This is a genomic window from Goodfellowiella coeruleoviolacea (genome assembly GCF_024171785.1).
Classification (GTDB): Bacteria; Actinomycetota; Actinomycetes; order Mycobacteriales; family Pseudonocardiaceae; genus Goodfellowiella; species Goodfellowiella coeruleoviolacea.
Genome location: NZ_JAMTCK010000008.1, coordinates 244,168 through 268,453, shown reverse-complemented (window position 1 = coordinate 268,453; position 24,286 = coordinate 244,168). Strand labels below are relative to the sequence as shown.

Genomic DNA, 24,286 nt, shown 5'->3' with positions numbered 1-24,286 from the left:
GGGACGTTGGTCACCCTGCGTTGGCCTGGATTGACAGGATTCCGACGCGGGATCTCTACACTGGCCGGCGGCGCGCGGTCAGCGCGCGCACAGCACGCGGCAGTGACATCGGCGTCATGTAGGTCACGAGACGAGGTCCATCGGGCATGACCAGCGGTAGGAAGACCAAGGCGCAGCGCAGCCTGCAGCAGGCGCGCGCCTCGGTGGTGACGAAGAAATCCACGCCCTGGGGCACGATCATCGCGGTGGTCGCCGTCCTGGCGCTCGCCGGCACGGTGTTCGGCTACGCGTACAGCCAGATCTCCGCGCGCAACGAGCGCGAGGCGGCGCTGGCGAAGTGGAAGCCCTCGGACACCAACAAGGACCCGTCCGACCAGATCGCCGGGGTGGTGAAGAAGGAGTACCCGTCGGGCAAGCACGTGTCCGCGACCCAGCGGGTGGCCTACGACCAGAGCCCGCCGTTCGGTGGACCGCACGACAACGCCTGGGCGGCGTGCACCGGTGTGGTGTACCCGAACCCGGTGCGCACCGAGAACATGGTGCACTCGCTGGAGCACGGCGCGATCTGGATCGCCTACAACCCGGACCAGGTGACCGGGGACGCCCTGACCAAGCTGGCGGGCAAGGTCAACGGCCAGCAGTACATGATGATGTCGCCCTACCCGGGGCTGGACAAGCCGGTCTCCCTGCAGTCCTGGGGTCACCAGCTGAAGCTGGACAGCGTTGACGACGAGCGGATCGACCAGTTCATCCAGTCGCTGCGCACCAACCAGTACACCTACCCGGAGATCGGCGCGTCCTGCGACGCGCTCGGCCCCGGCCAGTTCGACCCGGACAACCCGCCGGCGTTCGTGGCCGAGCCGCCGGGTGCGGACGCGGTGCCGATGGACGGTGGCGAGACCGCCACCGACGAGCAGCAACAGCAGATGGGCAACCCGCAGACCGGGACCACCGGCGCGGTGACCTCGGGTTCGAACCCGCCGGCCAGCGGCTCGACCGAGAACTCGGGCACCCAGGGTTCGGGCACCCAGAACTCGGGCACGCAGGGTTCGGGCACCCAGAGTTCGGGCACGCAGAACGGCGGATGAGCCCGGTGACCCACGACGAGCAGCCCACCGACCCCCGTCCGGGCGATGTGACGTTGGACACCGACCGGTCGGCGGCCGGTTCCCGCGCCGGCACGGCCACCCGGACCCTGGTCATGTCGGCCGCGGTGGTGGCCGTGCTGCTGCTGGGGGCCACGGTCGGGCTGCTCATCCGGCTCCCGTTCGCCGACTCCGCGCCGGGTGTGCCCGCGGCCGACTCGGTGGACGTGGGCTTCTGCCAGGACATGTCCCAGCACCACCTGCAGGGCGTGCAGATGGCCAACGCGGCGCGGGAGCGCAGCACCGATCCGGAGGTCCGGCAGTTGGCCTTCGACATCGAGAGCACCCAGCAGGAGCAGGTGGGCCGGATGAAGGGCTGGCTGAGCCTGTGGAACCAGCCCGACCAGGTGGTCGGTGGCCAGCACATGGCCTGGATGGCCGAGTCGGGTGGACACGGCCACTCGGGCGCCACCAGCAGCGGTGCCGCACCGGCTGACGCGTCCGCGCCCATGCCCGGCATGGCCACCGGGAGCGAGCTGGCCCGGCTGCGCTCGCTGTCCGGCCGGGACTTCGACGTCTACTTCCTCCAGTTGATGCTGCGCCACCACCAGGGTGGCGCGCCCATGGCCGACTACGCGGCCAAGCACGCCAGCCAGAGCGTGGTCCGCACGCTGGCCGACAACATGCTCAAGTCGCAGGGCAACGAGGTCACCGTGATGACCGAGATGCTGCGCCAGCGGGGCGCCGAGCCGCTGCAGAACTAGCCGCCGCGAAAACCGGCCGACGCCGGTCTGGTGATCACCACGACCAACGGGCCGTCACCCTCTCCCGGGTGGCGGCCCGTTGGCGTGAGCCAGGCGTTGTCCCGTGCGCGGCGCCTGCCTCTTCCCGGGGCGGCGGGCCGAGGTCACGGCCCCCACCCAGGCCCTTGCCGCAGCAAGGACCAACCGACTCCAATCGGGTCTAGTAACGCTAAGCCACAAAACCCGGCCTGGCGCTCCGACAAACGGGTGAGAACCAGACCACCTTCGGCGCAATGACTACACCTTGTAGCCAACTGGCTGCCGCACTGACCGCCGCCGTCACCAGCTCAGCTCGTGACAGCGGTGGGCCGACGTGGTGGGCTCGACCTGCAGGGTGGCGTGCTCGATCCGGTACTCCTCGGCCAGCAGCCGCTGGGCCGCCGCGAGCACCACGGCCGGGTCGGCGTTCGCCTCGGTGGCGAGGTGGGCCGAGGCCACCTCCATGCCCGAGGTGAGCGTCCACACGTGCAGGTCGTGCACCTCGTTGACCCCGGCCACCTGGGTGAGCCGGCTGCTCATCTCGGCCACGTCGAGCCGCTCCGGCGCGTGCTGGAACAGGATGTGCACCGCCCGCCTGGCCAGCTTCCACGTCCGGGGCAGCACGAACAGGCCGATGGCCACACCGATCAGCGGGTCGGCGTAGCGCCAGCCGAACAGCAGCGTGATCGCCCCGCTGACCAGCACCCCCACCGAGCCGATCAGGTCGGCGAGCACTTCGAGGTAGGCGCCGCGCACGTTCAGGCTCTCCTGCGCGCCGTCCCGCAGCAGCAGGAACGAGGCCAGGTTGGCCACCAGCCCGCCGGCCGCGACCAGCAGCACGGGCAGGCCGGGCACCTCGGGCGGGGCCGCGAGCCGGCCGACCGCCTCGTAGAGCACGTAGCCGGCCACCCCGAACAGCAGCACGGCGTTGGCCAGTGCGGCCAGCACCTCCGCCCGGTAGAGGCCGAACGTGCGGTTGCGGGTGCGCCGGGAGCGGCGGGCCAGGACGATCGCGGCGAGCGCCATGCCAACGCCGAGCACGTCGGTGAACATGTGCGCGGCGTCCGAGGCCAGCGCCAGGGACGATGTCGTCATGCTGACCACGACCTCGACCAGCATGAACGCCGCGCTGATGGCGAAGGAGAGCCACAGCCGGTTGAGATGCCTGGCCGACGCGCTGCCCCCACCAGGCGGCGGCAGATGCCCGTGGCCGTGCCCCTGTCCCATCGACTACCTCCTCAGCCGTGCCCGATCACTCTCGGTCCGCGCGCGGCCAAACATATAGTCACATGCGCATAAGTTCAACGCGAGAACAGCACCACCACCCGTTCAGGGCACACGTGAGCTACCCCACTGCCATTGTCCCCCGGCCACGCCCGGCCGGCAGCCCTCGCCCGCACGGGCCACACCACCCCGCCACTCGCCACAGCGCTGATCATCCGCGCAGGTCAACAGGGGTGCCGCCACCTCAGCCACCCGTTGGTGGACCCCCCGGTAAAAACCACTCCGGGAGTGCGCTAAGCTTCTCCCATCGCGCAAGCGAGGTGGCCCCCGTAGCTCAGGGGATAGAGCACCGCCCTCCGGAGGCGGGAGCGCAGGTTCGAATCCTGCCGGGGGCACCACCACGAAAGGCCCGTTGACCTGCTGTTATCGCAGATCAGCGGGCCTTCTGCTTTCCCGATCATGTCCGGCCGTAGCCGGCCAAACCCGGCTCTTTTCGGGTGTCCGTGCCGATGGTGTGCCGACGGAACCCGCGAGATGTTGATCAAGTCTCGTTTGGGGCACCCGGCGACGTGACCTTGGTCACGATACGGAGAGTCACGCGATCTGGGGTTTCACCACGGCACTGGGCTTCTCAGGCCTCGTTCCCGCTCCAACACCTGGTTCACGCGGATCAGCCCCTGCGGGCAGGTGAAGCCGGGCAGGATCGGGACGTGGCTGAGCAAGGTGCTTCGTCCCGGCCCGATCCGTCACGCCCGCGCCTGCGTCCGCTGCGGTGGTGGTGGGTGGCGGCCTCCGCGGTCCTGGTGATCGCCGGTGGCTCTGGCGTGGGGTGGTGGCTGTGGCGGCAGGCTGACGGGCTGAGTGAACCGATCCGCACCCAGGAGCAGGCACAGGCGGTACGTGTCGGGTTGGCCACAGCCGGCGGAACCGGCGCGGCGCTGGCGCTGCTGTTGGCGGTGCGCCGACAGCGGTCCACCGAGCACGACCTGTGGCTGAAGGAGCAGGCCGCCGCGGATGCCCGGCACGACGCCACCGAGCGGCGGATCACCGAGCTGTACACCAAGGCCGTTGAGCAGCTCGGCTCGGACAAGGCCCCGGTGCGTCTGGGCGGGCTGTACGCGCTGGAGCGCCTGGCTCAGGCCAACGAGGAACACCGGCAGACCATCGTCGATGTCATCTGCGCCTACCTGCGAATGCCCCAGCCTTGTGCTGAAGAACTCTCCGACACCGAGGTCCAGGACGAGCAGCACGCCGCCGCCGGCACCGCGGACGACCGACGGATCGGTGAGGAGCGGGCCCAACTGCGGGCCGAGGAACGCCAGGTCCGCCAAGCCGCCCAGCGCATCCTCATCAACCATCTCCGGCCCGACCGTCGCACCAACTTCGGAGAACCCACCAACACCAACTTTTGGGCGGGCATCAATCTCGATCTGTCCGGCTCAACCCTGCACGACTGGCACTTCGACCAGTGCGAGGTCAGCAGCGCGGACTTCAGAGGAACAACGTTCCACGGCTTAGCCTCGTTCCACAGCACGGTCTTCCGGGGTTTCGCCGGCTTCGTCGGGGCGACCTTCCACCGCACTGCCAGATTCAGCAGTGCAACCTTTCGCCGCTCCGCCTGGTTCATCGAGGCTGCCTTCCACGAAACCGCCGAATTCGAAGAGGCAATCTTCCACGACAGCTGTTGGTTCGACGAGGCGGCCTTCCATCAATTCGCCGGATTCGCCAAGACCACCTTTCACAGCACTGCCTGGTTCGATGCGACCTTTCACGACACCATTAGGTTCGACGGGGCAAGAGTCCGGCTGGACCAGGACATCACGTCAGATTGGCCGGCCGGGTGGCAGGTGCGTGAGCCGACAAGTGCGAGCGAAGGACGAATCGACGGCAGTGAGGGGGTGTGGGGCTTCCTGGTTCCACCGGCCGACGCCTAGCCAGAGGTCGAGGCCGCCGCGGATGGCCGTGAATCCCACGGCGCAGGAGTACCGACGGCCGAAACCACCAGCGGGGGTTGACGCGGTGCTCGCCCCACAGCCCCCGGGAGGTGGGAGCGCGGGTGCGAATTCTGCTGGGGGCACCGGAACGGTTCGAGACCGCCGCGATCCCGGAGGTCCGGGCCAGGACGGCGGCGGCGGGGGGTTCCTGTTGTTGCCAGACCACTTGTGACCAGGGCTTGAGCCTACGGTCCGGGGCGTGCTGAAGGCGATAGTCGCTCGGGAAGCCCCGGATTGGAGAGATCGTGCTGAGGAAGAGCGTGCCGAGGCGGCGGGTGGGCCTGGCGGCCCCGCTGACCTTGCTGGCCGTGGCGGTGGTCGCCGCCCTGGCCCTGATCCCGTTGACGACCCCGGCGCCCCGCGGGGTGGACACCCCGGCCGCGGACTTCGCCTCGGCGCGGGCCAAGGCGCACGTCGAGCGGATCGCGACCGAGCCCCGCCCGACCGGGTCGGACGCGAACGCCCGGGTGCGCGAGTACCTGGTCGGGCAGCTCGCCGCCCTGGGGCTCAACCCGCGCGTGCAGGACACCACGGCGCAGCGCGTGTGGCCCAGCGGCTCGCACCTGGGCGGCCGGGTGCACAACATCCGCGCCGCCCTGCCCGGCTCCGGCGGCACTGGCCGGGTGCTCCTGGTCGCGCACTACGACTCGGTGGTGCTCGGTCCTGGGGCCACCGACGACGGCATGGCCGTGGCCACGATCCTGGAGACGATGCGCGCGCTGACCGCCGAGCCGGCGCCGCGCAACACCGTCGAGGTGCTCCTCACCGACGCCGAGGAGCCCGGGCAGTTGGGCGCGCAGGCCTTCGCCGACTCCCCCGACTCCGGCGACCGCGCGCACACGGTCATCCTGAACCTGGAGGCGCGGGGCACCAGGGGGCGCCTGGTCATGTTCGAGGCCGGCCCGCACACCGCGGCCGTCGTGCCCAACCTGACCGGCAGCCTGCCGTTCACCACCTCGACCTCCGACGAGATCTACCAGGTGCTGCCCAACGACACCGACTTCACGGTGTTCAAGGAAGCCGGGTTCACCGGCATGAACTTCGCGGTGGTCGGCGGGTCCGCGCGCTACGACACGCCCCTGGACGACCTGGCGAACCTGAGCCCGGAGAGCCTGCAGGACATGGGTGACACGGTGCTCGCGGCCACCCGGGCCCTGGGCGCGGCGGAGCTGGACCTGGCCGGTGCCGGGGAGATCACCTACTTCACCGCGTTCGGCGTGCTCGTGCGGTACCCGCAGTGGCTGGGCCTGGTGCTGGCCGGGCTGTCCGCGCTGGGGCTGGGCGTGGTGCTGTGGCGGCGCCGGGACACCACCGGTCTGCGCCCGGTCGGCGCGGTGTCCGGGCTGGTGCTGGTGCCGGTGCTCGGCTCGGCGGTGCTCGGCTGGCTCGGCTGGCGGGTGCTGACGCTGGTGGCGCCCGCCTACGCGAACTTCGAGTTCGGTGACCCGTACCGGCCGGAGCTGCCGACCGCCGGGTTGGCCGTGCTGGTCCTGGTGTGCTGCGTGGCGTGGCTGCGCTGGGTGCGGCGGCGCTGGTCCGCACCGGTGGTCGCGGCCGCGGTGGCCATCTGGTTCACGGTGCTGGGCCTGCTCGCGGCGGTGCTGTTGCCCGGGGCGGCCTACCTGTTCACCTGGCCGGCGCTGGGCGCGGTGGCCGGGCTCGCGCTGCTGCCGGCCGAGGGCTCGCCGTGGCGGCCGCTCGCCCTGGCCGCGGCGGCGTTTCCGGCGGTGGCGCTGGTGCTGCCGCTGCTGGTCGTCCTGCTGCCCACGGTCGGGCTGGCGCTGGTCGCGGTGACCATGCTGGTGCTGGCGCTGCTGCTGTTGCCCGCCCTGCCCGCGGTGCCGCGCGTCCCGGGTTCCGCGCTGGTCGCGGCGGGCGTGGTGGGCGTGCTGCTGGTGGCGGCCGGTCCGCTGACCGACCGCACCGACGCCGCGCACCCGGTGCAGCTGTCGCTGTCCTACACCAAGGACGTGGACACCGGTGCCGCCGCGCTGCGCAGCCCCACCCCGGCCGGGGAACCCTGGCTGGACCGGCAGCTGACCGGTGCGCCGGAGACGGTGTCGGAGACCTTCCCCGGCCTGCCCACCGAACCGCTGCGCCAGGGCCCGGCCCGCGACGCCGTCATTCCGGTGCCGCAGGCGGAGATCCTCGACGAGCGCGCGGCCGAGGACGGGGTGCGCACGGTGACGCTGCGGATCAGCCCGGCCCAGGCCAAGGCCACCGCGCTGTCGGTGTACGCGGCGACCGGCATGACCTCGGTGCGCCTCAACGGCCGCGAGCTGCCCGCCAAGGACAACCGCGACGCCGGCAACCAGTGGCGGTGGGCGCTGCACTACGTGGCGCCGGACGAGGGCTTCACGCTCACCGTGAGCTTCCGGGGCGCGCACCTGCCGCTGCGCCTGGTGGCGTGGGGCGCGCGCGTGCCGGAGGTGGCGCTGCCCGCCCGACCGGACACGGTGGCCTGGTCACCCGGTGGCTTCGGGCAGACGCAGGCCGTGCGGCAGCTGACGCTCTGACGCGGACACGACGAAGCCCCCGGGGCCCGCGTCCCGGGGGCTTCGTGCCGTGGTCAGAGCACGGGAAGGGGCGCGCCGACCAGTCCCGCGGCGAGGGTGGCGCCGTCGGCCGGGGAGATGACCAGGAACGCGCCGGTGCGGCGGTCCTGGGTGTACTCGTCGACCGGCAGCGGCTCGGCGGTGCGCAGCCGGGCGCGGCCGATGTCGTTGAGCGTGAAGCTCTCCGGGGCGTCGGTGTTGCTGAGCGTCTGCTCGTCGAAGCGGCTGACCAGCGCCGTCACGATCGCCGGGACCGTGCGCGTGCCGTGCTTGACCAGCACCCGCGCCCCCGGTCGCAGCGGTGTCTCGTGCAGCCAGCACAGGGTGGCGTCCAACTCGTCGGTCAGCTGGGGCGGCGCGGACGCCGAGGCGATCAGGTCACCCCGGGAGACGTCGACCTCGTCGGCCAGCAGCAGCGTCACCGACCGACCGGCCTGCGCCGCGGCCAACGGGCCGTCCGGGGTGTGGATGCCGGTGACCGTGCTTGGCCGCCCCGAGGGCAGCACCACGACCTCGTCGCCGGGGCGCACCACGCCGGCCGCGACCTGGCCCGCGTAGCCCCGGTAGTCCGGGTGCTCGGCGGTGCGCGGGCGGATCACCTGCTGCACCGGGAAGCGGAACGGGCGCTCGTGCGGGTCCGGGGCGACCGGGACGGTCTCCAGGTGGTGCAGCAGCGTCGGGCCGTCGTACCAGGGCGTGTTGACCGAGGGCTCGACCACGTTGTCGCCCGCCAGCGCGGACACCGGCACGCAGACCACGTCCGAGGCGGCGTAGCCCAGGGCGGCGGCGTGCCCGCGGAACTCGGCGCTGATCTCCTGGAACACCGCTTCCGCGTAACCGACCAGGTCGATCTTGTTGACCACCAGCACCAGCTCCGGCACGCCCAGCAGCGCGAGCACCGCGGCGTGCCGGCGGGTCTGCTCGACCACGCCCTTGCGCGCGTCCACCAGCAGCATGGCCAGCTGCACCGTGGAGGCGCCGGTGACCGTGTTGCGGGTGTACTGCACGTGCCCGGGGGTGTCGGCGAGCACGAAGCTGCGGCGCGGGGTGGCGAAGTAGCGGTAGGCCACGTCGATGGTGATGCCCTGCTCGCGCTCCGCGCGCAGGCCGTCCACCAGCAGCGACAGGTCCGGTGTGGACAGTCCTCTGTCGACGCTCGCGCGCTCCACCGCGGCCAGTTGGTCGGCGAGCACGGACTTGGTGTCGTGGAGCAGCCTGCCGACCAGGGTGGACTTGCCGTCGTCCACCGAGCCCGCGGTGGCCAGTCTCAGCAGCTGCGTCATCAGAAGTAGCCCTCTCGTTTGCGGTCCTCCATGGCGGCCTCGGACAGCCGGTCGTCGGCGCGGGTCGCGCCGCGCTCGGTGAGCCGGCTCGCGGAGACCTCGGCGATCACCTCACCCACGGTGCGCGCGCTGGACTCGACCGCGCCGGTGCACGAGCCGTCGCCGACCGTGCGGTAGCGCACCAGCCTGGTCTCGACGTGTTCGTCCGGGCGGGGGCCGAACCACGGGCCCTCGGTGAGCCACATGCCGTCGCGGCGGAACACCGGGCGCTCGTGCGCGTAGTAGATCTCCGGCAGCTCGATGCCCTCGCGCTCGATGTAGCGCCACACGTCCAGCTCGGTCCAGTTCGACAGCGGGAACACGCGGACCTGCTCACCGGGTCGGTGCCTGCCGTTGTAGAGGTTCCACAGCTCGGGGCGCTGCCGCTTGGGCTCCCACTGGCCGAAGGCGTTGCGCAGGCTGAAGATCCGTTCCTTGGCGCGGGCGCGTTCCTCGTCGCGGCGGCCGCCGCCGAAGACCGCGTCGAACCGGTTGGCCGCGATGGTGTCCAGCAGCGGCACGGTCTGCAGCGGGTTGCGGGTGCCGTCGGCGCGTTCGGTGAGGCGGCCGTCGTCGATCCAGTCCTGCACGTGCGCCACGACCAGGCGGGCGCCCAGCGACCGGGCCAGCTCGTCGCGGAAGCGCAGCACCTCAGGGAAGTTGTGGCCGGTGTCGACGTGCAGCAGCGGGAACGGCATGGGCGCCGGCCAGAACGCCTTGCGCGCCAGGTGCACGAGCAGGGTGGAGTCCTTGCCGCCGGAGAACAGGATGACCGGCCGGTCGAACTCGCCCGCGACCTCGCGGAAGATGTGGACCGCCTCGGATTCGAGCGCGTCCAGGTGCGACAACGGTGGGACCGGCGGCGCCGGCCGGGGGATCGCCGCCAGCGTTGACGAAGCCTGCATGTGCCCTCCCAGGCAGCGCGTGGTGACGGGTGTCGCGCCTGATGCAACCGCGCCGGGGTCCTCGTGCGGGATAGGGGCTATCCCCGACTGCCCCGGGTCCGCGCGCGCCCGCGAGCCTGGCGGCATGCAGACTCCTCTCGCCCGCCCCCGCGTGCTCGCACTGTGGAGCGCGCCCCGGGCCCGGTCCACAGCGTTCTTCCGCAGCATGGTCGAACGCGGCGAGTTCACCGCCCTGCACGAGCCCTTCTGCAACCTCGTCGACTACGGCGCGACCACGGTCGGCGAGGCGGAGGTGCGCACCGGGCCGGAACTCATCGCCGCGATCCGAGGGCACGCGCGGACCCGGCCGGTGTTCTTCAAGGACACCACCGACTACCGCTACCCGGAGGTGCTGGCCGACGCGGCGTTCCTGCGCGAGACCCGGCACGCCTTCCTGATCCGCCACCCGGACGAGATCGCCGCCTCCTACTACGCGCTCAAACCGGACATGACCCGCGACGGCATCGGTCTGGAGCAGATGTCCGAGCTGTACCAGGCGGTGCTGGCGGCGGGCGGGCGGGCCGTGGTGCTCGACGCCGAGGATCTGGCCGCGCGCCCGGACGCGACGCTGGCCGCCTACTGCGCGTGGGCGGGCATCGAGCACCGGCCGGAGACCCTGTCCTGGCAGCCGGGGGCGCGGGCGGAGTGGGAGCGCTCGAACCGCTGGCACCAGTCGGTGGCCAACAGTTCGGGCTTTGACGCGCGCCGCACCGAGTACGCGGACACGGTCGAGAACAACCCGAGGCTGGCCGAGTTCAGCGCCCACCACCTGCCGTTCTACGAGGCGCTGCGCGAGCGGCGGCTGCCCGTCCCGGTGGCCTGACGCGGCGCGCCCCCGCGCCGGGGGCGGCCGGTTTCGGCGGCCACGGCGAGAGCCCACCCGGTCCGGCCGGGTGGGCTCTCGCCGCGACGGGGTCAGTGGGCGCCGACCGGGTGGACGCCCACCGGGGTGCCCAGCACCAGTTCCAGCACGGCCGAGACGCAGGCCGGCAGGCTCAGTTCGTTCGTGCGCAGGCGCAGCTCCGGGGTCGGCGGGGCCTCGTAGGGGTCGTCCACGCCGGTCAGGCCGGTCAGCTCGCCGCGGCTGGCCTTGGCGTAGAGGCCCTTCACGTCGCGGTGCTGGCACACCGCGAGCGGGGCGTCGACGTGCACCTCGGCGAAGCGCACGCCCTGGTCGGCGTGCAGGGCGCGCACCCAGTCCCGGCTGTCGCGGTAGGGGGCGATCACCGGGACCAGGACGTGCACGCCGTGGCTGGCCAGGGTGAGGGCGAGGCGGCCGGTGCGGCGCACGTTCTCCTCGCGGTCGGCGCGGCTGAAGCCCAGCTCGGGGAAGAACTCCCGGCGCAGCACGTCGCCGTCCAGGATCTCGACCGGGTGGGTCCTGCCCAGCTCGGCGGCCACCGCCGCGGCGATGGTGGACTTGCCGGAGCTGGGCAGCCCGGTGAGCCAGGTGGTGATACCGGACATGGGGTTTCCTCTCACTGGGAGTCGGCGACGCGGTGCAGGGCCCGGCGGTCGACCTTGCCGCTGAGCGTCAGCGGCAGGGCGGGCACCGGGTGGACCCGGGCGGGTATCAGGTTGGCGGGCAGGCGGCCGCGCAGGTGCGCGCGCAGCGCCGTGGTGTCCGGGGCGGTCGCCCCTTCGACGGGGACCAGGAAGGCGACCAGCAGGCGGTTGCCCGCCTCGCCGCGCACGTCCACCACGGCCGCGGCCACGTCCGGGTGCGTGCACAGCGCGGCCTCGACCTCGCCGGGCTCCACGCGGATGCCGTTGACCTTGAGCTGGGTGTCGATGCGGCCCAGGAACTCCAGCTGGCCGTCCGGGCGCCAGCGCACCAGGTCACCGGTGCGGTACAGGCGGGCGCCGGGCGGGCCGAACGGGTCGGGCACGAACTTCTCCGCGGTCAGCGCGCCCCGGTTGAGGTAGCCGCGCGCGACGCCGGCACCGCCCATGAGCAGCTCGCCGGGCGCGCCGACCGGGACGGGCTCGCCCGCCGGGTCGAGCACGTAGCACTGGAGGTTGGCGATGGCGCGCCCGATCGGCGGCGTGCGGTCGACCACGCGCGGCAGCAGGTAGTCGGTGGAGGTCACGGTGACCTCGGTGGGGCCGTAGCTGTTGTGCACCAGGCGGTCCCCGGTGCGGAAGCGCCGCGCGACCTCCAGCGGCAGGGCCTCGCCGCCCATGTTGGCCATGCGCAGGTCGGGCAGGTCGGACGGGTCGAGCAGGGCGGCCACCGCGGGCGGCAGCTCGACGACGGTGACGCGTTCGGCGCGCATGTGCTCGACGAGCGCCCGCGGGTCCAGCAGTGTCAGGCGCGGCGCCTGCACCAGGGTCGCGCCGTTGCACAGGGTGCCGAAGATGTCCCACACGCTGACGTCGAAGCAGGGGTTGGCGAACTGGAGGACCCGGTCGCCCGGGCCGATGCGGTAGGCGGCGCGGCTGTGCAGCACCAGGTTGACCACGGAGGCGTGCTGCACGAGCGTGCCCTTGGGCAGGCCGGTGGAGCCGGAGGTGTAGAGCACGTAGGCCAGGGAGTCCGGGCGCGGCCCGGCCGCGGGGTCGGTGTCCGGCTGCGCGTCGACGGCGGCGCGCACGGCGGGCTCGTCCAGGCAGATCGGCAGCACCTCCTCCGGCAGGCGCGCGGCCAGGCCGGCGGTGGTGAGCACGAGCGCGCAGCCGGCGTCCCCGGTGAGGTAGGCGAGGCGGTCGGCCGGGTGCTCGGGGTCCAGGGGCACGTACGCCGCGCCCGCCTTGAGGATGGCGAGCAGCGCGGTGGGCAGGGCCGGACCGCGTTCGAAGAGCACGCCCACCACGGTCTCCGGGCCGGCGCCCAGCCGGGTGAGGTGCCGGGCGAGGCGGTTCGCGCGGCGGTTCAGCTCGGCGTAGGTGAGCTGCTCGCCGTCGAAGCGCAGCGCCGGGTGCTCGGGCTGCACCCGCGCCCAGCGCTCGAACAGGCACGGCAGGCTCGCCCCTGGCGCCTCCGGGTAGTGCGCGGCGGTGGCGTTCCAGCGGCGCACCACCGTCTCGCGCTCGTCCTCGGTGAGCACGGGCAGCCCGGCGACGGGGGTGGCCGGATCGGTCCCGGCCAGCCGGGCCAGGTGCGCCGCCAGGGCCTCGGTGTCGAGGGTGTCGTCGGCGAGCGCGAACCCCCCGCCCGAATATCCCACAGTGGACAGTGCCTGTTCGGCGGCGGTCAGCAGCTCGCCGAAGGTCTCCTGCCCGGTCACGGACACCGTCACCGGTGCGGGCGCGCCCGCCACCTCGAACGCCGGCTCGGTCGTACCGGTGTACCGGCTCGCCAGCACGGCCAGGGCGGCCAGTTCGGCCGCCTCCCGGGTCACCACGGTCACCCTCGGCTCCTCTCCCGCTGCGTCTGGGGCGAGCCTGGCAGCGCGAGGGCGTGCGGCGGCGTCGGGAATCCTCCCGACTGTGCCCGGTGGCGGGGTCGGCCGATACTCTGCGACGACCGAACAGGGAGGTTGGCGGTGGGGCACCGCGCCGTCCGCTCGGCCGCCGGGTCGGGCTGGCCAGACGATGGTCCTGCCCGCGGATGACCGGCCGGGGACGCGCTGGGGCCGCGCCGGCCGAGCGGCTGCTGGCCGGGGCCGGGCGTGACCGACGGCCGCTCCTCGCCCAGCGGTGGCCCGCGCACCGCCGGGCGGCGGCCGACCCGGGACCGCCCCGCCACGAACCGCAACCGCCGTGTCACCGGCACGGCATGAGGGAGAGCGTGTGAAGTCCGTCGTCCGTCACGTCACACTGAACTGCGGTGCCCCGCACGAGCCCTACGACCTGGCCTTGTTCTGGAGCCAGGTGCTGGGCCACCCGGTGCACCCGGAGGATGAGCCCGGCGACGACGAGGTGGGCCTGGAACCGCCCGCCGGGGAAGGTCCCATGCTGCTGTTCGTGCGGGTCCCGGACGCGAAGCCGGCCGTGCGCAACCGCGTGCACCTGGACCTGCAGCCGGACCTGCCGCGGGACGCCGAGGTCGAGCGGCTGCTGGCGGCGGGGGCGAGCTTGGTCGAGGACCGGCGCACCGAGGACGGCAAGGGCTGGGTGGTGCTGGCCGACCCGGCGGGCAACGAGTTCTGCGTGGAGCGCAGCGCGGCGGAGCGGAAGGCCAGCGAGGACGAGGACCAGGACGAGGATCAGGACCAGGACCAGGCCTGACCGTCCGCTCACGCCCGCTCAGCACCGCCGAAGCCGCCCGGGGGAACTCCCTGGGCGGCTTCGGCGTGCCGTCCTCGGCCAGGGCGGCTCCGGGGTCTCCCTCGGTCCCAGGGGTCGCTCGCTGCTGCGGGTTGCAGATCGGCGAGCCCCTGACCGACCGGCACCGCGGCTAGGCCGGGAGCGGGAAGCGCCAGCAGAGGGTGGCCACCGCGGCCCGCGCCGACTGGCGCACCTGGTCCGGCAGCAGGAAGTCCGTGTCGTCCAGCGGGGTGAGGGAGGTCCAGACCTGGTCCACGATCGCGGCGCACTCGGCGATCGCCGCGTCGTCCATGCCCCGCAGGGCCAGGATGTTGGTGCCGAACCGGATGCCGCCGGCGATGCGGGCCGGGCGGCCGTCGTTGTGGATCTTGTTGCGGTTGACGATGATGCCGCAGGACTCCAGGGCCTGCTCGGCGATCGCCCCGGTCAGGCCCCGGGCGCCCACGTCGGCGAGGACCATGTGGTTGTCCGTGCCGCCGGTGACGATCGGCCAGCCCCTGGCGGCCAGCTCCGCGGCCAGGGTGCGGGCGGTGCCGAGGATGCGGGTGGCCAGCAGCCGGAACTCCGGGGTGTTCAGCTGGTCGAACGCGCGGGCCTTGGCCGCGATGCCGTTGATGCGCGGGGTGCCCTGGAAGTACGGGAAGACCGCGTTCTGCAGCACCGCGGTCAGCGGGCGGCCGTGCACGCGCAGGTCCGCGTCCCTGCCGACCAGCACCAGGCCGCCCCTGGGGCCGTAGAGCTGCTTGTAGGTGCTGGTGGTGGTCACGTGCGCGTGGTCGACCGGGCTCGGGTGCACGCCCGCCGCCACCAGGCCCGCGATGTGCGAGATGTCGGCCAGCAGGAACGCGCCCACGTGGTCGGCGATCTCGCGGAAGCGCGCGAAGTCGATCTCCCTGGGGTACGCGCTCGCCCCGCAGATGATCAGCTTCGGGCGGTGCTCGACGGCCAGGCGTTCGATCTGCGCGTAGTCCAGCAGGCCCTGCTCGTCCACGCCGTAGGAGACCGAGCGGAAGTAGCGGCCGGAGAAGGAGACCGCCGAGCCGTGCGTCAGGTGCCCGCCCGCCGCGAGTTCCAGGCCCATCACCAGGTCGCCCGGGTTGAGCAGAGCCGTCATCACCAGCTGGTTGGCCGTGCTGCCGGAGTGCGGCTGCACGTTCGCGTAACGCGCGCCGAAGGCCGCCTTCGCCCGGTCGATCGCCAGGCGTTCGATCTCGTCGACGACCTCGCAGCCCGCGTGGTACCGGCGGCCCGGGTAGCCCTCCGTGGTGATGTTGCCGCTCGCGCTGCCCTCGCAGGCCAGCACGGACGGGTCCGACCAGCTCGCGGAGGCGATCATGGCCAGGGTGTCGGACTGGCGGCGCTGCTCGCGCTCCAGCAGGTCGTGCAGCACCGGGTCCTGGTGGCGCAGGCGCTGCGCGCCCGCCACGGCCAGCGACGACAGGCCCACGGGGGGCAACGAATCGAGGTCCATGCCCGGCTCCCTCACTGCTGCTCGGCGAGCAGTGCGGCGACCTCGTCCTCGCCCAGCTGCTCGATGTCCAGGGCCATCTGCGCGATGGCGGTCACGTCCACGTCCTGCTCCCCGCCCGCGGCGACCAGGACCGCGGCCTGTTCGGCGACGGTCGGGGCCTCGAACACCGCGCGCAGCGGCACGTCGACGCCGAAGGTCTCGCCCACGAGCGCGGCGATGCGGGTGGCGGCCAGCGAGTAGCCGCCCAGCTCGAAGAAGTCGTCGCGCACGCCGACCCGGTCGATGTCCAGCACGGTGCTCCACAGCTCGGCGAGCACCTCCTCCACCGGGGTGCGCGGTGCCAGGTAGGCGGCTTCCAGGGTCGGGCGCGCGGTGCCCGGGGCGGGCAGCGCCTTGCGGTCGAGCTTCCCGTTGGGCGACAGCGGGAGCGCGTCCAGGGCGACGAACGCCGAGGGCACCATGTAGTCCGGCAGTGTCGACCTGATGTGCGCGCGCAGGTCGCTGGTCGTGGGCTCCGGCCCCGAGGTGGGCACGTAGTAGCCGACGAGCTTGGCCTCCGCGCCGGAGTCGGTGCGGGCCACCACCACGGCCTCCGCGACGGCGGGGTGGCTGAGCAGGGCCGCGGTGACCTCGCCCAGTTCGATGCGGAACCCGCGCACCTTGGTGAGGAAGTCGATGCGCCCCAGCAGCTCCAGCACGCCGTCAGCGCGCATGCGGGCCAGGTCGCCGGTGCGGTAGAGCCGCGCGCCCGCCGGGATGTGCGGGTAGCGCCCGGCGCAGGGGTGCGGCACGAACTTGTCCGCGGTCAGCGCGGGCCGGTTCAGGTAACCGCGCGCCAGGCCGGCGCCACCGAGCATCAGCTCGCCCGCGACGCCGACCGGCGCCGGGTTGCCGTCCTGGTCGAGCACCAGGACCTGCTGGTTGTCCATGGGCCGCCCGTACGGCACGCTCACCCACGCCGGATCGGCCCGCTCGACCTCGAAGATCGTGCTGTGGATGGAGGCCTCCGTGGCGCCGCCCAGCACGACCACGCGGAACTCGCCGGTGACCCGGCGGGCCCGCTCGGGCAGGGTGACGGACACCCAGTCGCCGCCGAGGAAGGCCAGGCGCAGCGAGTCCAGGCGCACCCCGCGCGCGGCCGCGTCGTCCACGAGGGACTCCAGCAGCGCGGGCGCGGAGTTCCACACCGTCGCGCCGTGCGCGGCGACCAGGTCGACCCAGTGCTTCGGGTCCTGGTGCCGGTCGGGGTCGGGCAGCACCACGGTGGCGCCGCCGGCCAGCGGACCGAGCAGGTCGTAGACGGACATGTCGAAGCTGGCCGAGGACAGCGCGAGCAGCCGGTCGCCGGGACCGACCCGGCCGACGCGGTTGAGGTCGAGGATGTTGTTGACCACGCCCCGGTGCGCCACGCAGATGCCCTTGGGGCGGCCGGTGGAACCGGAGGTGTAGATGACGTAGGCCAGGTTCGCCGGGGTCACCGCCGAGGGTTCCGCCACCGCGGCCTCGGCCAGGTCCTCCACGCACAGCACGCGCACCCCGGCGGGCACCCGGCCGGCGACCGCGCGCTCGGTGAGCACCACGACGGGCCGGGCGTCCTCGATCATGAACGCCAGCCGCTCGGCCGGGTACCCGGGGTCGAGGGGCAGCTGCGCGCCGCCGGACTTGAGGATGCCGAGGAAGGCCGCGACCCGTGCGGGCCGGGGCCCGAAGCAGGCGCCCACCACCGAGTCCGGGCCGACGCCCTGGGCGCGCAGCGCGGCCGCGATCCGGTCGGCCCGCGCGTTCAGCTCGCCGTAGGTGATCACACCGTCCCGGTGCCGCACGGCCTCCGCGTCCGGCTGGGCGCGGGCGTGCCGCTCGAACAGCTCGTGCAGGCACACCTCGGGCAGCTCGGCGCCGGTGTCGTTCCACTCGCCGACGATGGTGTCCAGCTCGGCGGGGGTGAGCAGGGGCAGCTCGGACAGGCGGGTGTCCGGCGCGGCCACCGCGGCGGCGAGCAGGTGGGTGAACTGCGACCACATCCGCTCGATGGTGGCCGGGTCGAACAGGTCGGCGCTGTACTCGATGAAGCCCTCGTAGCACGAGCCGCCGTCCCACAGCTGGAGGTCGAAGTCGACCTGGGTGGCGTGCCTGGGCACGTGCACGGTGGAGACGTCCAGCTCGCCGATGGCCGGGTTGGGCATGGGCGCGTTCTGCATGACGAACATGACCTGGGTGAGCGGCTGGTGGCTGAGGTCGCGCTGCGGGGCGATCTCCTCGACCAGCTTCTCGAACGGCAGGTCCTGGTGCTCGAAGGCGTCCAGCACGGTCCGCTTCACCCGGCCGACCAGCTCGCCGAACGTCGGGTCCCCGGCCAGCGAGGTGCGGAAGAGCACGACGTTGATGAAGCACCCGATCAGTGCCTCCACCTGCGCGGTGCGCGTGGCCACACCGGTGCTGACCACGACGTCCTTGCTGCTCGCCCAGCGGCCGACGGCGGTCTTGAACGCGGCCAGCACGGTCATGAACGGCGTGGCGCCCAGGCGCCGGGACAGCGCGGTGACCGCGCGGGACAGCTCCGGGCTCAGCTTCACCGGCAGCATCTCGCCCTGGAAGGTCTGCACGGACGGCCGGGGCCGGTCGCCGGGCAGCTCCAGCACGGGCGGCGCGCCGTCCAGCTCCTTGCGCCAGAACTCCACCAGCGGCGCGAGCTTGGCCTCGCCGAGGTGCTCGCGCTGCCAGATGGTGTAGTCCACGTACTGCACGGGCAGCTCCGGCAGCGCCACCTCCTCCCCGGCCAGCAACGCGGGGTAGCAGGCGGCCAGCTCGCGGACGAAGATCCCGCAGGACCACATGTCCGACACCAGGTGGTGCATGGTCACGGCGAGCACGTGCTCGTCCTCGGCCAGGCGCAACAGCGTGACCCGGACCAGGCGCGCCGCGATGTCGAACGGGCGGCGCGCCTGCTGACCGAGGAACTCGGCGAGCAGGCGCTCGTCGGCGGCCTCGGGCGTGCCGGTCAGGTCCAGCTCCTCCAGCGGCACCGCCATCACCGGGTGCACGACCTGCACGGCCACGCCGTCGCTGGTGGTGAACACGGTGCGCAGGGCCTCGTGCCTGGCCACGATGGCCTCGACGGAACGGGTCAGCGCGGGCTTGTCCAGCGTGCCGCGCAGGCGGATCGCGAACGGCACGTGGTAGGCGGCGGTACCGGGGAACAGCTGCTCGATGATCATCAGGCGCTGCTGGGCGTAAGCCGCGGGGAACACCATCGGCTCGGCGGTCATCGGATTCTCCACGGGGTCAGTCGTCGGCACGCGAGCGGAGGGCACGCGCGGCCTGGAGCTTGCGCAGCACGTCACTGCGCTGGACGGTGGTGGGGCCCGGGTAGCGCGCCCGGTCGACCTTGGTGATGGCCGGGGCGGTGCTGCGGGCCTCGGAGTTGTCGACCAGCTCGGCCAGTCCGGCCACGGTGGGCGACTCGAACAGCCTGCGCAGCGGCAGCGCCACGCCGAAGGACTCCCGCACCCGGATGGCCAGGCGGGAGACGAGCAGCGAGTGCGCGCCCAGCTCGAACAGGTTGTCGCGCCGGCCGACGGACGCGCCGCCGAGGAGATCGCCGATGATGTCGGCCAGCGCCTTCTCGGTGGGGGTGACCGGGGCCTGTCTCGCCTGCCCGGCACCGAGGTCCTCGGGGACGGGCAGCCGCTTGCGGTCGACCTTCCCGCTGGCGCTGAGCGGGAACTCGGCCACCCAGGTGAAGTGCGTGGGCACCATGTAGGCGGGCAGGCTCTGGCGCAGTGCCTCGCGCAGCGCCCGGTTGGCTTCCTGCCGGTCGAACGCGGCGGTGCTGGCGCGGGAGCGCGGCTGCACGTGGGCGACCATCGCGCGCTCCCCCACCACCTGCACGACCGCGCGGCGGACCGCGGGGTGGCGGCCGAGCGCGGCCTCGATCTCCCCCAGCTCGATGCGGTGGCCGTGGAACTTGACCTGGTGGTCGGCGCGGCCGAGGAACTCGATGCGGCCGCCGGGGCGCACCCTCGCCAGGTCGCCGGTGCGGTACATGCGGCTGCCAGGGCGCGGACTGTGCGGGTCGGCGACGAACTTCTCCGCGCTCAGCCCCGGGCGGCCGAGGTAGCCCCTGGCCAGGCCGTCGCCGCCGATGCACACCTCGCCGGTGACGCCCTCGGGCACCGGCTGCAGCCACTCGTCCAGCACGTAGATCCGGGTGTTGGCGATGGGCGCGCCGATCGGGATCGGGCCGGCCGCCGGGTCGACCGCGGTGGCCGAGGACCACACGGTGGTCTCGGTGGGGCCGTAGAGGTTCCACAGCTGCTCGCCGAGGCCGCCGAGGCGCTCGGCGAGCCTGGGCGGCAGCGCTTCCCCACCGGAGAGCATGACCAGGCCGGGGGTGCCGGTCCAGCCCGCGTCGCACAGCAGCTGCCAGCTGGCCGGGGTGGCCTGCACGCTGTCCACGACGCCGGACTCCAGGCGCAGGCGCAGCTGGTCGCCGTCGGCCTTGACCGAGCGGCCCGCGATGTGGCTGGTACCGCCGGTGACCAGCGGCAGGAACAGCTCCAGCACGGAGATGTCGAAGGAGAACGTGGTCAGCGCGAGCAGCCGCTGCCCGGCCCGGAAGTCGAGCAGCTCCTGCATGCCGACCAGGAAGTTGACCATCGACGCGTGCTGCACCTGCACGCCCTTGGGGCGGCCGGTGGAGCCGGAGGTGTAGAGGACGTAGGCGGTGTTGAGGGGGTGCACACGCACGTCCGGCGCGGTGTCCGGGCCGTCGTGGGGCAGCTCGTCCACGCGGATCCGCCGGACCGGCACGCCGGCCAGCGCCCCGTCCACCGCGGAGTGGGTGAGCACCAGCCGCGCGCCGCTGTCGGCGAGCATGTAGGACAGGCGCTCGGGCGGCAGGTCCGGGTCGATCGGCAGGTAGGCGCCGCCGGCGCGGTGCACCGCGATGAGCGCGACCGCCAGCTCCAGTGAGCGCGGCAGGTGCACGCCGACGACCTGCTCCGGGCCGACGCCCTCGGCGACGAGCCGGTGCGCCAGGCGGTTGGCGGCGCGGTCCAGCTCGGCGTAGGTGAGCGTGGGCACGCCGAGGACGGCGGCCGGGTCGGGGCCGGTCAGGTGCTGCTCGTCGTGGGCGACGGCCGGGGCGTCCGGGGTGCGGGCGGCCTGCTCGGCGATCCGGTCCACCACCGTGCGGTGGGGGTCGTAGGGGGTCTCGGTGGTGTTCCAGGAGCGCAGCGCGGTGTCCCGTTCAGCCGGGCTGAGCAGGTCGATGGCGTGCAGCGGCCGGTCCGGGTGCGCGGCGACCGCGCGCAGGAAGGTCTCCAGGTGCGCGGCGAACCGGGCGGCGGTGGCGTCGGTGAACAGGTCGGTGTCGTACTGGAGCAGCGCGCCGAGCTGCCCGCCGGTCTCGGCGAAGGTCAGGGCGAGGTCCAGCTGGGTGTTCGGCTGGTCCAGGGTGACCGGGCGCAGGGTCAGGCCGCCGAACTCCAGGCTCGCGCCCGGGTGCCCGAGCACGAACGCGGCGAGGGCGTTGCCCTGCGGACCGGTGGGGCGCTGGAGGGTGAACATGGCCTGCACCAGGGGCTGGCGGCTGGGGTTTCGGGTCACCTGGAGGCGTTCGACCAGCTCGGACAGTGGCAGGTCGGCGTGGGCGAGCGCGGTGCGCACGCGCGGGCCGGCGCGGTGCAGCAGCTGGGTGAAGCTCTCCGCCGGGTCGAGCTGGGCGCGCAGCACCGCGGTGTTGACGAAGCAGCCGATGGTGCCGGAGACCTCGGCGCGGTCGCGGCCGTGCACCGGGGAGCCGACGAGCAGGTCGCGCTGGCCGGTGTAGCGGGAGAGCACCACCTGGAAGGCGGAGAGCAGCACCGTGTACAGCGTGCTGCCGGTGGCGGTGGCCAGGCCGGTCAGGCGCGCGGTGAGCGCGGTGTCCAGCGTGAAGCGGCGGACCCTGCCCCGGAAGCGCTGTTCGGGCGGGCGTGGGTGGTCGGCGGGCAGTTCCAGCACGTGCGGGGCCTCGGCCAGCTCGGTGCGCCAGAACTCCCACAGCCGGTCGGCCTCGCCGCCGTCGAGCACACCGGCCCGCCAGCGCGCGGCGGCCGGGTAGCCGGTGACCGGCGGCAGGTCCACTGTGGACTGGGTCAGCTCCGCGCGGTAGTGCAGGTCCAGCTCGCGCAGCAGCACCTCCATCGACCACAGGTCGGTGACGAGGTGGTGCAGGCTGATCACGAGCCGGTGCTCGGTGGCGGCGCGGTGGAAGACCGCGACGCGCACCAGGGGGCCCTCGGCGACGTCGAAGGGCCGGAAGGCGGCGTCGTGGACGGCGTCGGCGAGCTGCTGCTCGGTCCACTCCCGGGCGTCGTGGGTGGTGCAGGTGGCGGGCAGGTGGGCGTGCACGCGCTGCACCGGCTCGCCGTCGACCACGGGGAAGGTGGTGCGCAGCGCGGGGTGGCGGGCGACCACGGCGGCGAGGGCGCGGCCCAGGGCGGGCGCGTCCAGCTCGCCTCGCAGGTCGGCGGCGGCGGTGATGTGGTAGGCGGCGCTGTGCGGGGCGAGCTGGTTGAGGAACCACATGGCCCGCTGGTTGTGGGAGAGCGGGTGGTCGGCGGGGGTGTCGGCGACCGGTTCGGCGGCCTCGGCGGTGCGCGGCGCGGCGGCCAACGTCGCGGCCAGCTCGGTGATCGTGGCCGACAGCGCCTCCTCCACGACGACCTGCACGCGCAGCCAGCTCTGCACGCGGTGCTGCACGCGCACCGTGTCCAGGGAGTCCAGGCCGAGTTCGATCAGCGGCTGGTCCAGCGGGACCTCGGCGGGGGCGGTGCGCAGCAGCTCGGCGACCACGGTGCGCAGGAACTCGGCCACCGCCTCGGGGTGGGTGTCCTCGGGTGCGGCGGCGGGCAGGCCGGTGGGCGCGGCGGCGGGCGCGGTGGTGGGCTCGGTGGTGGGCGCGGGGGTGTCGGCCTCGTCGACGCGGGCGAGCACGAGGAGGTCGTCGGCGCGGAAGCCGGCGCGGGCGGCGTGCCGGGCGACCTTGCCGCTGGAGGTGCGGGGCAGGCCGCCGACGCGCAGCAGCACCACCGACCGCGGGCGGACCTCGTGCCGCTCGGCGACCACCTGCTGGACGCGTCGGGCCAGGGCGTCGAGGTCGTCGACGCCGTGGTCGTTGCGCAGCTCGTGCACGACGACCAGGCGTTCCTCGCCCGCGTCGTCCTGGACGGAGAAGGCAGCGCCGCCGTTGGGCCGCAGGCCAGGGTGGACGGACTCCACGGTCAGCTCGATGTCCTGCGGGTAGTGGTTGCGGCCGCGGATGATCACGAGGTCCTTGCGGCGGCCGGTGACGTAGAGCTGGCCGCCGGTGCGGAAGCCGAGGTCGCCGGTGCGCAGGAACGCCGCGGTGTGCTCGCCCGCGATGCGGGCGCCGAAGGTGGTGGCGGAGGCGTCGGGGCGGTTCCAGTAGCCCTGGGCGACGGAGGGGCCGCTGACCCAGATCTCGCCGACCTCGCCGTCCGCGCACGGCTCGTGCATGTCCGGGTCGACGATCTCGACGCGCTGCTGGGGCGGCATGGCACCGCTGGCCACGATCTCCCCGGCCGCGCCGGAGCCCTCGGGCGCCGCGTGCGTGCGAAAACCGCTGCCGACGGGTCCGGCGCTGACCAGCAGGGAGCCTTCGGCAAGGCCGTAGCAGGGCAGGAAGGCCTCGGCGCGGAAGCCGGTGTCGGCGAAGGTCTCGGCGAAGCGGGCCAGGCTCCGCGCGCGGATCGGCTCGGCGCCGTTGAAGGCCACGCGCCAGGAGCTGAGGTCCAGTTCGGCGCGCTGCTCGGGGGTGACGCGGTCGACGCACAGGTCGAAGGCGAAGTTGGGGCCGCCGGAGACGGTGGCGCGCTCGTCGCTGATCAGGCGCAGCCAGCGCACGGGGTCGCTGGCGAAGCTGCTGGGCGCGAGCAGGGCCATCCGGCCGCCGGCGCGCACGGTGGCCATGACCGAGCCGATCAGGCCCATGTCGTGGTACATCGGCAGCCAGGACACGCCGCGCATGTCCTCGTCGAGTTCGAAGCGCTGCGCGATGAGCGCGGTGTTGGCGAGGAGGTTCTCGTTGGTGAGCACCACCCCGCGCGGGGTGGCGGTGGAACCGGAGGTGTACTGGAGGAAGGCGACGGTGTCGCCGGTCAGCTCCGGCTCGACGAAGCTGGCGGCGGCGTCGGCGGCGATCTCGTCGGTGATCTCGTCGGTGGCGAGCAGGCGCAGCCGGTCCAGGCCGGGCACGGCGGACAGGCGCGGGCCGAGCCTGTCGCGGACCCCGGCGGTGGTCAGCGCGGTGTCGGCGCCGCTGTCGGCCAGGATCGCGCCGAGGCGGTCGATCGAGCGCTTGTGCCGGCTCGGCGGGTAGGCGGGCACCGCGAGCACCCCGGCGTAGAGGCAGCCGAAGAAGGTGGCCACGTAGTCCAGGCCCGCCGGGAACAGCAGCACCGCGGTCTTCCCGCCGAGCCCCCTGGCCAGCAGCTCGGCCCCGATGGCGCGGGAGCGGCGGTCCAGCTCGCCGTAGCTCAGCCGGTCCGGCGCGCCGCCGGAGTCGGGGTGGAAGGTGAACGCGGTAGCGTCCGGGCGGCGCCGGGCCACGCCGGAGAGCACATCACGCCAGGTCATCGGCAACGCCCTCACAAGGTTCGTCCAGGACGCGGCTCGACCCGCCGCGCGACTGGTGAC

General features: G+C 73.3%; 14 protein-coding genes and 1 tRNA gene. 7 read left to right on the top strand and 8 right to left on the bottom strand.

From position 1 onward, the window contains the following. Positions 1-146 precede the first annotated feature (146 nt). Positions 147-1,088: a DUF3105 domain-containing protein gene (locus LX83_RS19135; RefSeq protein ID WP_253773266.1), complete on the top strand. Its 942-nt coding sequence runs from the start codon at positions 147-149 to the stop codon at positions 1,086-1,088. Next, positions 1,085-1,849 carry a DUF305 domain-containing protein gene (locus tag LX83_RS19130; protein WP_308204005.1) on the top strand — a complete coding sequence of 255 codons (765 nt, stop codon included), beginning with the start codon at positions 1,085-1,087 and terminating at the stop codon, positions 1,847-1,849. Before LX83_RS19135 ends, LX83_RS19130 begins: the two co-directional genes overlap by 4 nt. Positions 1,850-2,167: 318 nt before the next feature. Here LX83_RS19130 and LX83_RS19125 read toward each other — a convergent pair whose 3' ends face one another. Further along, positions 2,168-3,094, bottom strand: a complete 927-nt coding sequence (locus tag LX83_RS19125; protein WP_253773264.1) for a cation diffusion facilitator family transporter — start codon at positions 3,092-3,094, stop codon at positions 2,168-2,170. Between the two features lie 320 nt (positions 3,095-3,414). On the opposite strand from LX83_RS19125, the gene LX83_RS19120 reads away from it, so the two are divergent. The 3 genes from LX83_RS19120 (at position 3,415) to LX83_RS19110 (ending at position 7,601) form a co-directional block, all read left to right on the top strand. After that, positions 3,415-3,489 (top strand) — tRNA-Arg (locus LX83_RS19120). Positions 3,490-3,801: 312 nt separating this feature from the next. After that, the gene (locus LX83_RS19115; RefSeq protein ID WP_253773263.1) at positions 3,802-5,025 is read left to right on the top strand and encodes a pentapeptide repeat-containing protein; all 1,224 of its coding nucleotides are present in this window, start codon (positions 3,802-3,804) and stop codon (positions 5,023-5,025) included. 305 nt (positions 5,026-5,330) lie between these two features. Further along, entirely contained in the window at positions 5,331-7,601 is a 2,271-nt protein-coding gene (locus LX83_RS19110) for a M20/M25/M40 family metallo-hydrolase (protein ID WP_253773261.1), read from the top strand. A gap of 53 nt (positions 7,602-7,654) precedes the next feature. Here LX83_RS19110 and LX83_RS19105 read toward each other — a convergent pair whose 3' ends face one another. Both LX83_RS19105 and cysD read right to left on the bottom strand, forming a co-directional pair. Beyond that, entirely contained in the window at positions 7,655-8,923 is a 1,269-nt protein-coding gene (locus LX83_RS19105; protein WP_253773259.1) for a sulfate adenylyltransferase subunit 1, read from the bottom strand. Continuing rightward, on the bottom strand, positions 8,923-9,867 hold the full coding sequence (gene cysD, locus LX83_RS19100; protein ID WP_253773257.1) for a sulfate adenylyltransferase subunit CysD: 945 nt from the start codon (positions 9,865-9,867) through the stop codon (positions 8,923-8,925). Before cysD ends, LX83_RS19105 begins: the two co-directional genes overlap by 1 nt. A gap of 124 nt (positions 9,868-9,991) precedes the next feature. On the opposite strand from cysD, the gene LX83_RS19095 reads away from it, so the two are divergent. After that, positions 9,992-10,729 carry a sulfotransferase-like domain-containing protein gene (locus LX83_RS19095; protein ID WP_253773255.1) on the top strand — a complete coding sequence of 246 codons (738 nt, stop codon included), beginning with the start codon at positions 9,992-9,994 and terminating at the stop codon, positions 10,727-10,729. Positions 10,730-10,821: 92 nt separating this feature from the next. Here LX83_RS19095 and cysC read toward each other — a convergent pair whose 3' ends face one another. Then, the gene (gene cysC, locus LX83_RS19090; RefSeq protein ID WP_253773253.1) at positions 10,822-11,373 is read right to left on the bottom strand and encodes an adenylyl-sulfate kinase; all 552 of its coding nucleotides are present in this window, start codon (positions 11,371-11,373) and stop codon (positions 10,822-10,824) included. 11 nt (positions 11,374-11,384) lie between these two features. After that, a complete protein-coding gene (locus LX83_RS19085; RefSeq protein ID WP_253773250.1) occupies positions 11,385-13,256 on the bottom strand; it encodes a non-ribosomal peptide synthetase in 1,872 nt (623 codons plus the stop codon). Positions 13,257-13,638: 382 nt separating this feature from the next. Here LX83_RS19085 and LX83_RS19080 point away from each other — a divergent pair, with 382 nt between their 5' ends. Then, on the top strand, positions 13,639-14,076 hold the full coding sequence (locus tag LX83_RS19080; RefSeq protein ID WP_253773248.1) for a VOC family protein: 438 nt from the start codon (positions 13,639-13,641) through the stop codon (positions 14,074-14,076). A gap of 169 nt (positions 14,077-14,245) precedes the next feature. On the opposite strand, the gene LX83_RS19075 is transcribed toward LX83_RS19080, so the two are convergent. Genes LX83_RS19075 through LX83_RS19065 form a run of 3 tightly spaced genes read right to left on the bottom strand, consistent with a single transcriptional unit; the run spans position 14,246 to position 24,226 of the window. Next, positions 14,246-15,586 (bottom strand): serine hydroxymethyltransferase, encoded by a 1,341-nt coding sequence (locus LX83_RS19075; RefSeq protein ID WP_253773246.1) that lies wholly within the window; start codon positions 15,584-15,586, stop codon positions 14,246-14,248. 11 nt (positions 15,587-15,597) lie between these two features. Then, on the bottom strand, positions 15,598-18,852 hold the full coding sequence (locus LX83_RS19070; RefSeq protein ID WP_253773244.1) for a non-ribosomal peptide synthetase: 3,255 nt from the start codon (positions 18,850-18,852) through the stop codon (positions 15,598-15,600). A 16-nt stretch (positions 18,853-18,868) separates the two neighbouring features. Further along, positions 18,869-24,226 (bottom strand): non-ribosomal peptide synthetase, encoded by a 5,358-nt coding sequence (locus LX83_RS19065; protein ID WP_253773242.1) that lies wholly within the window; start codon positions 24,224-24,226, stop codon positions 18,869-18,871. Positions 24,227-24,286 lie beyond the last annotated feature (60 nt).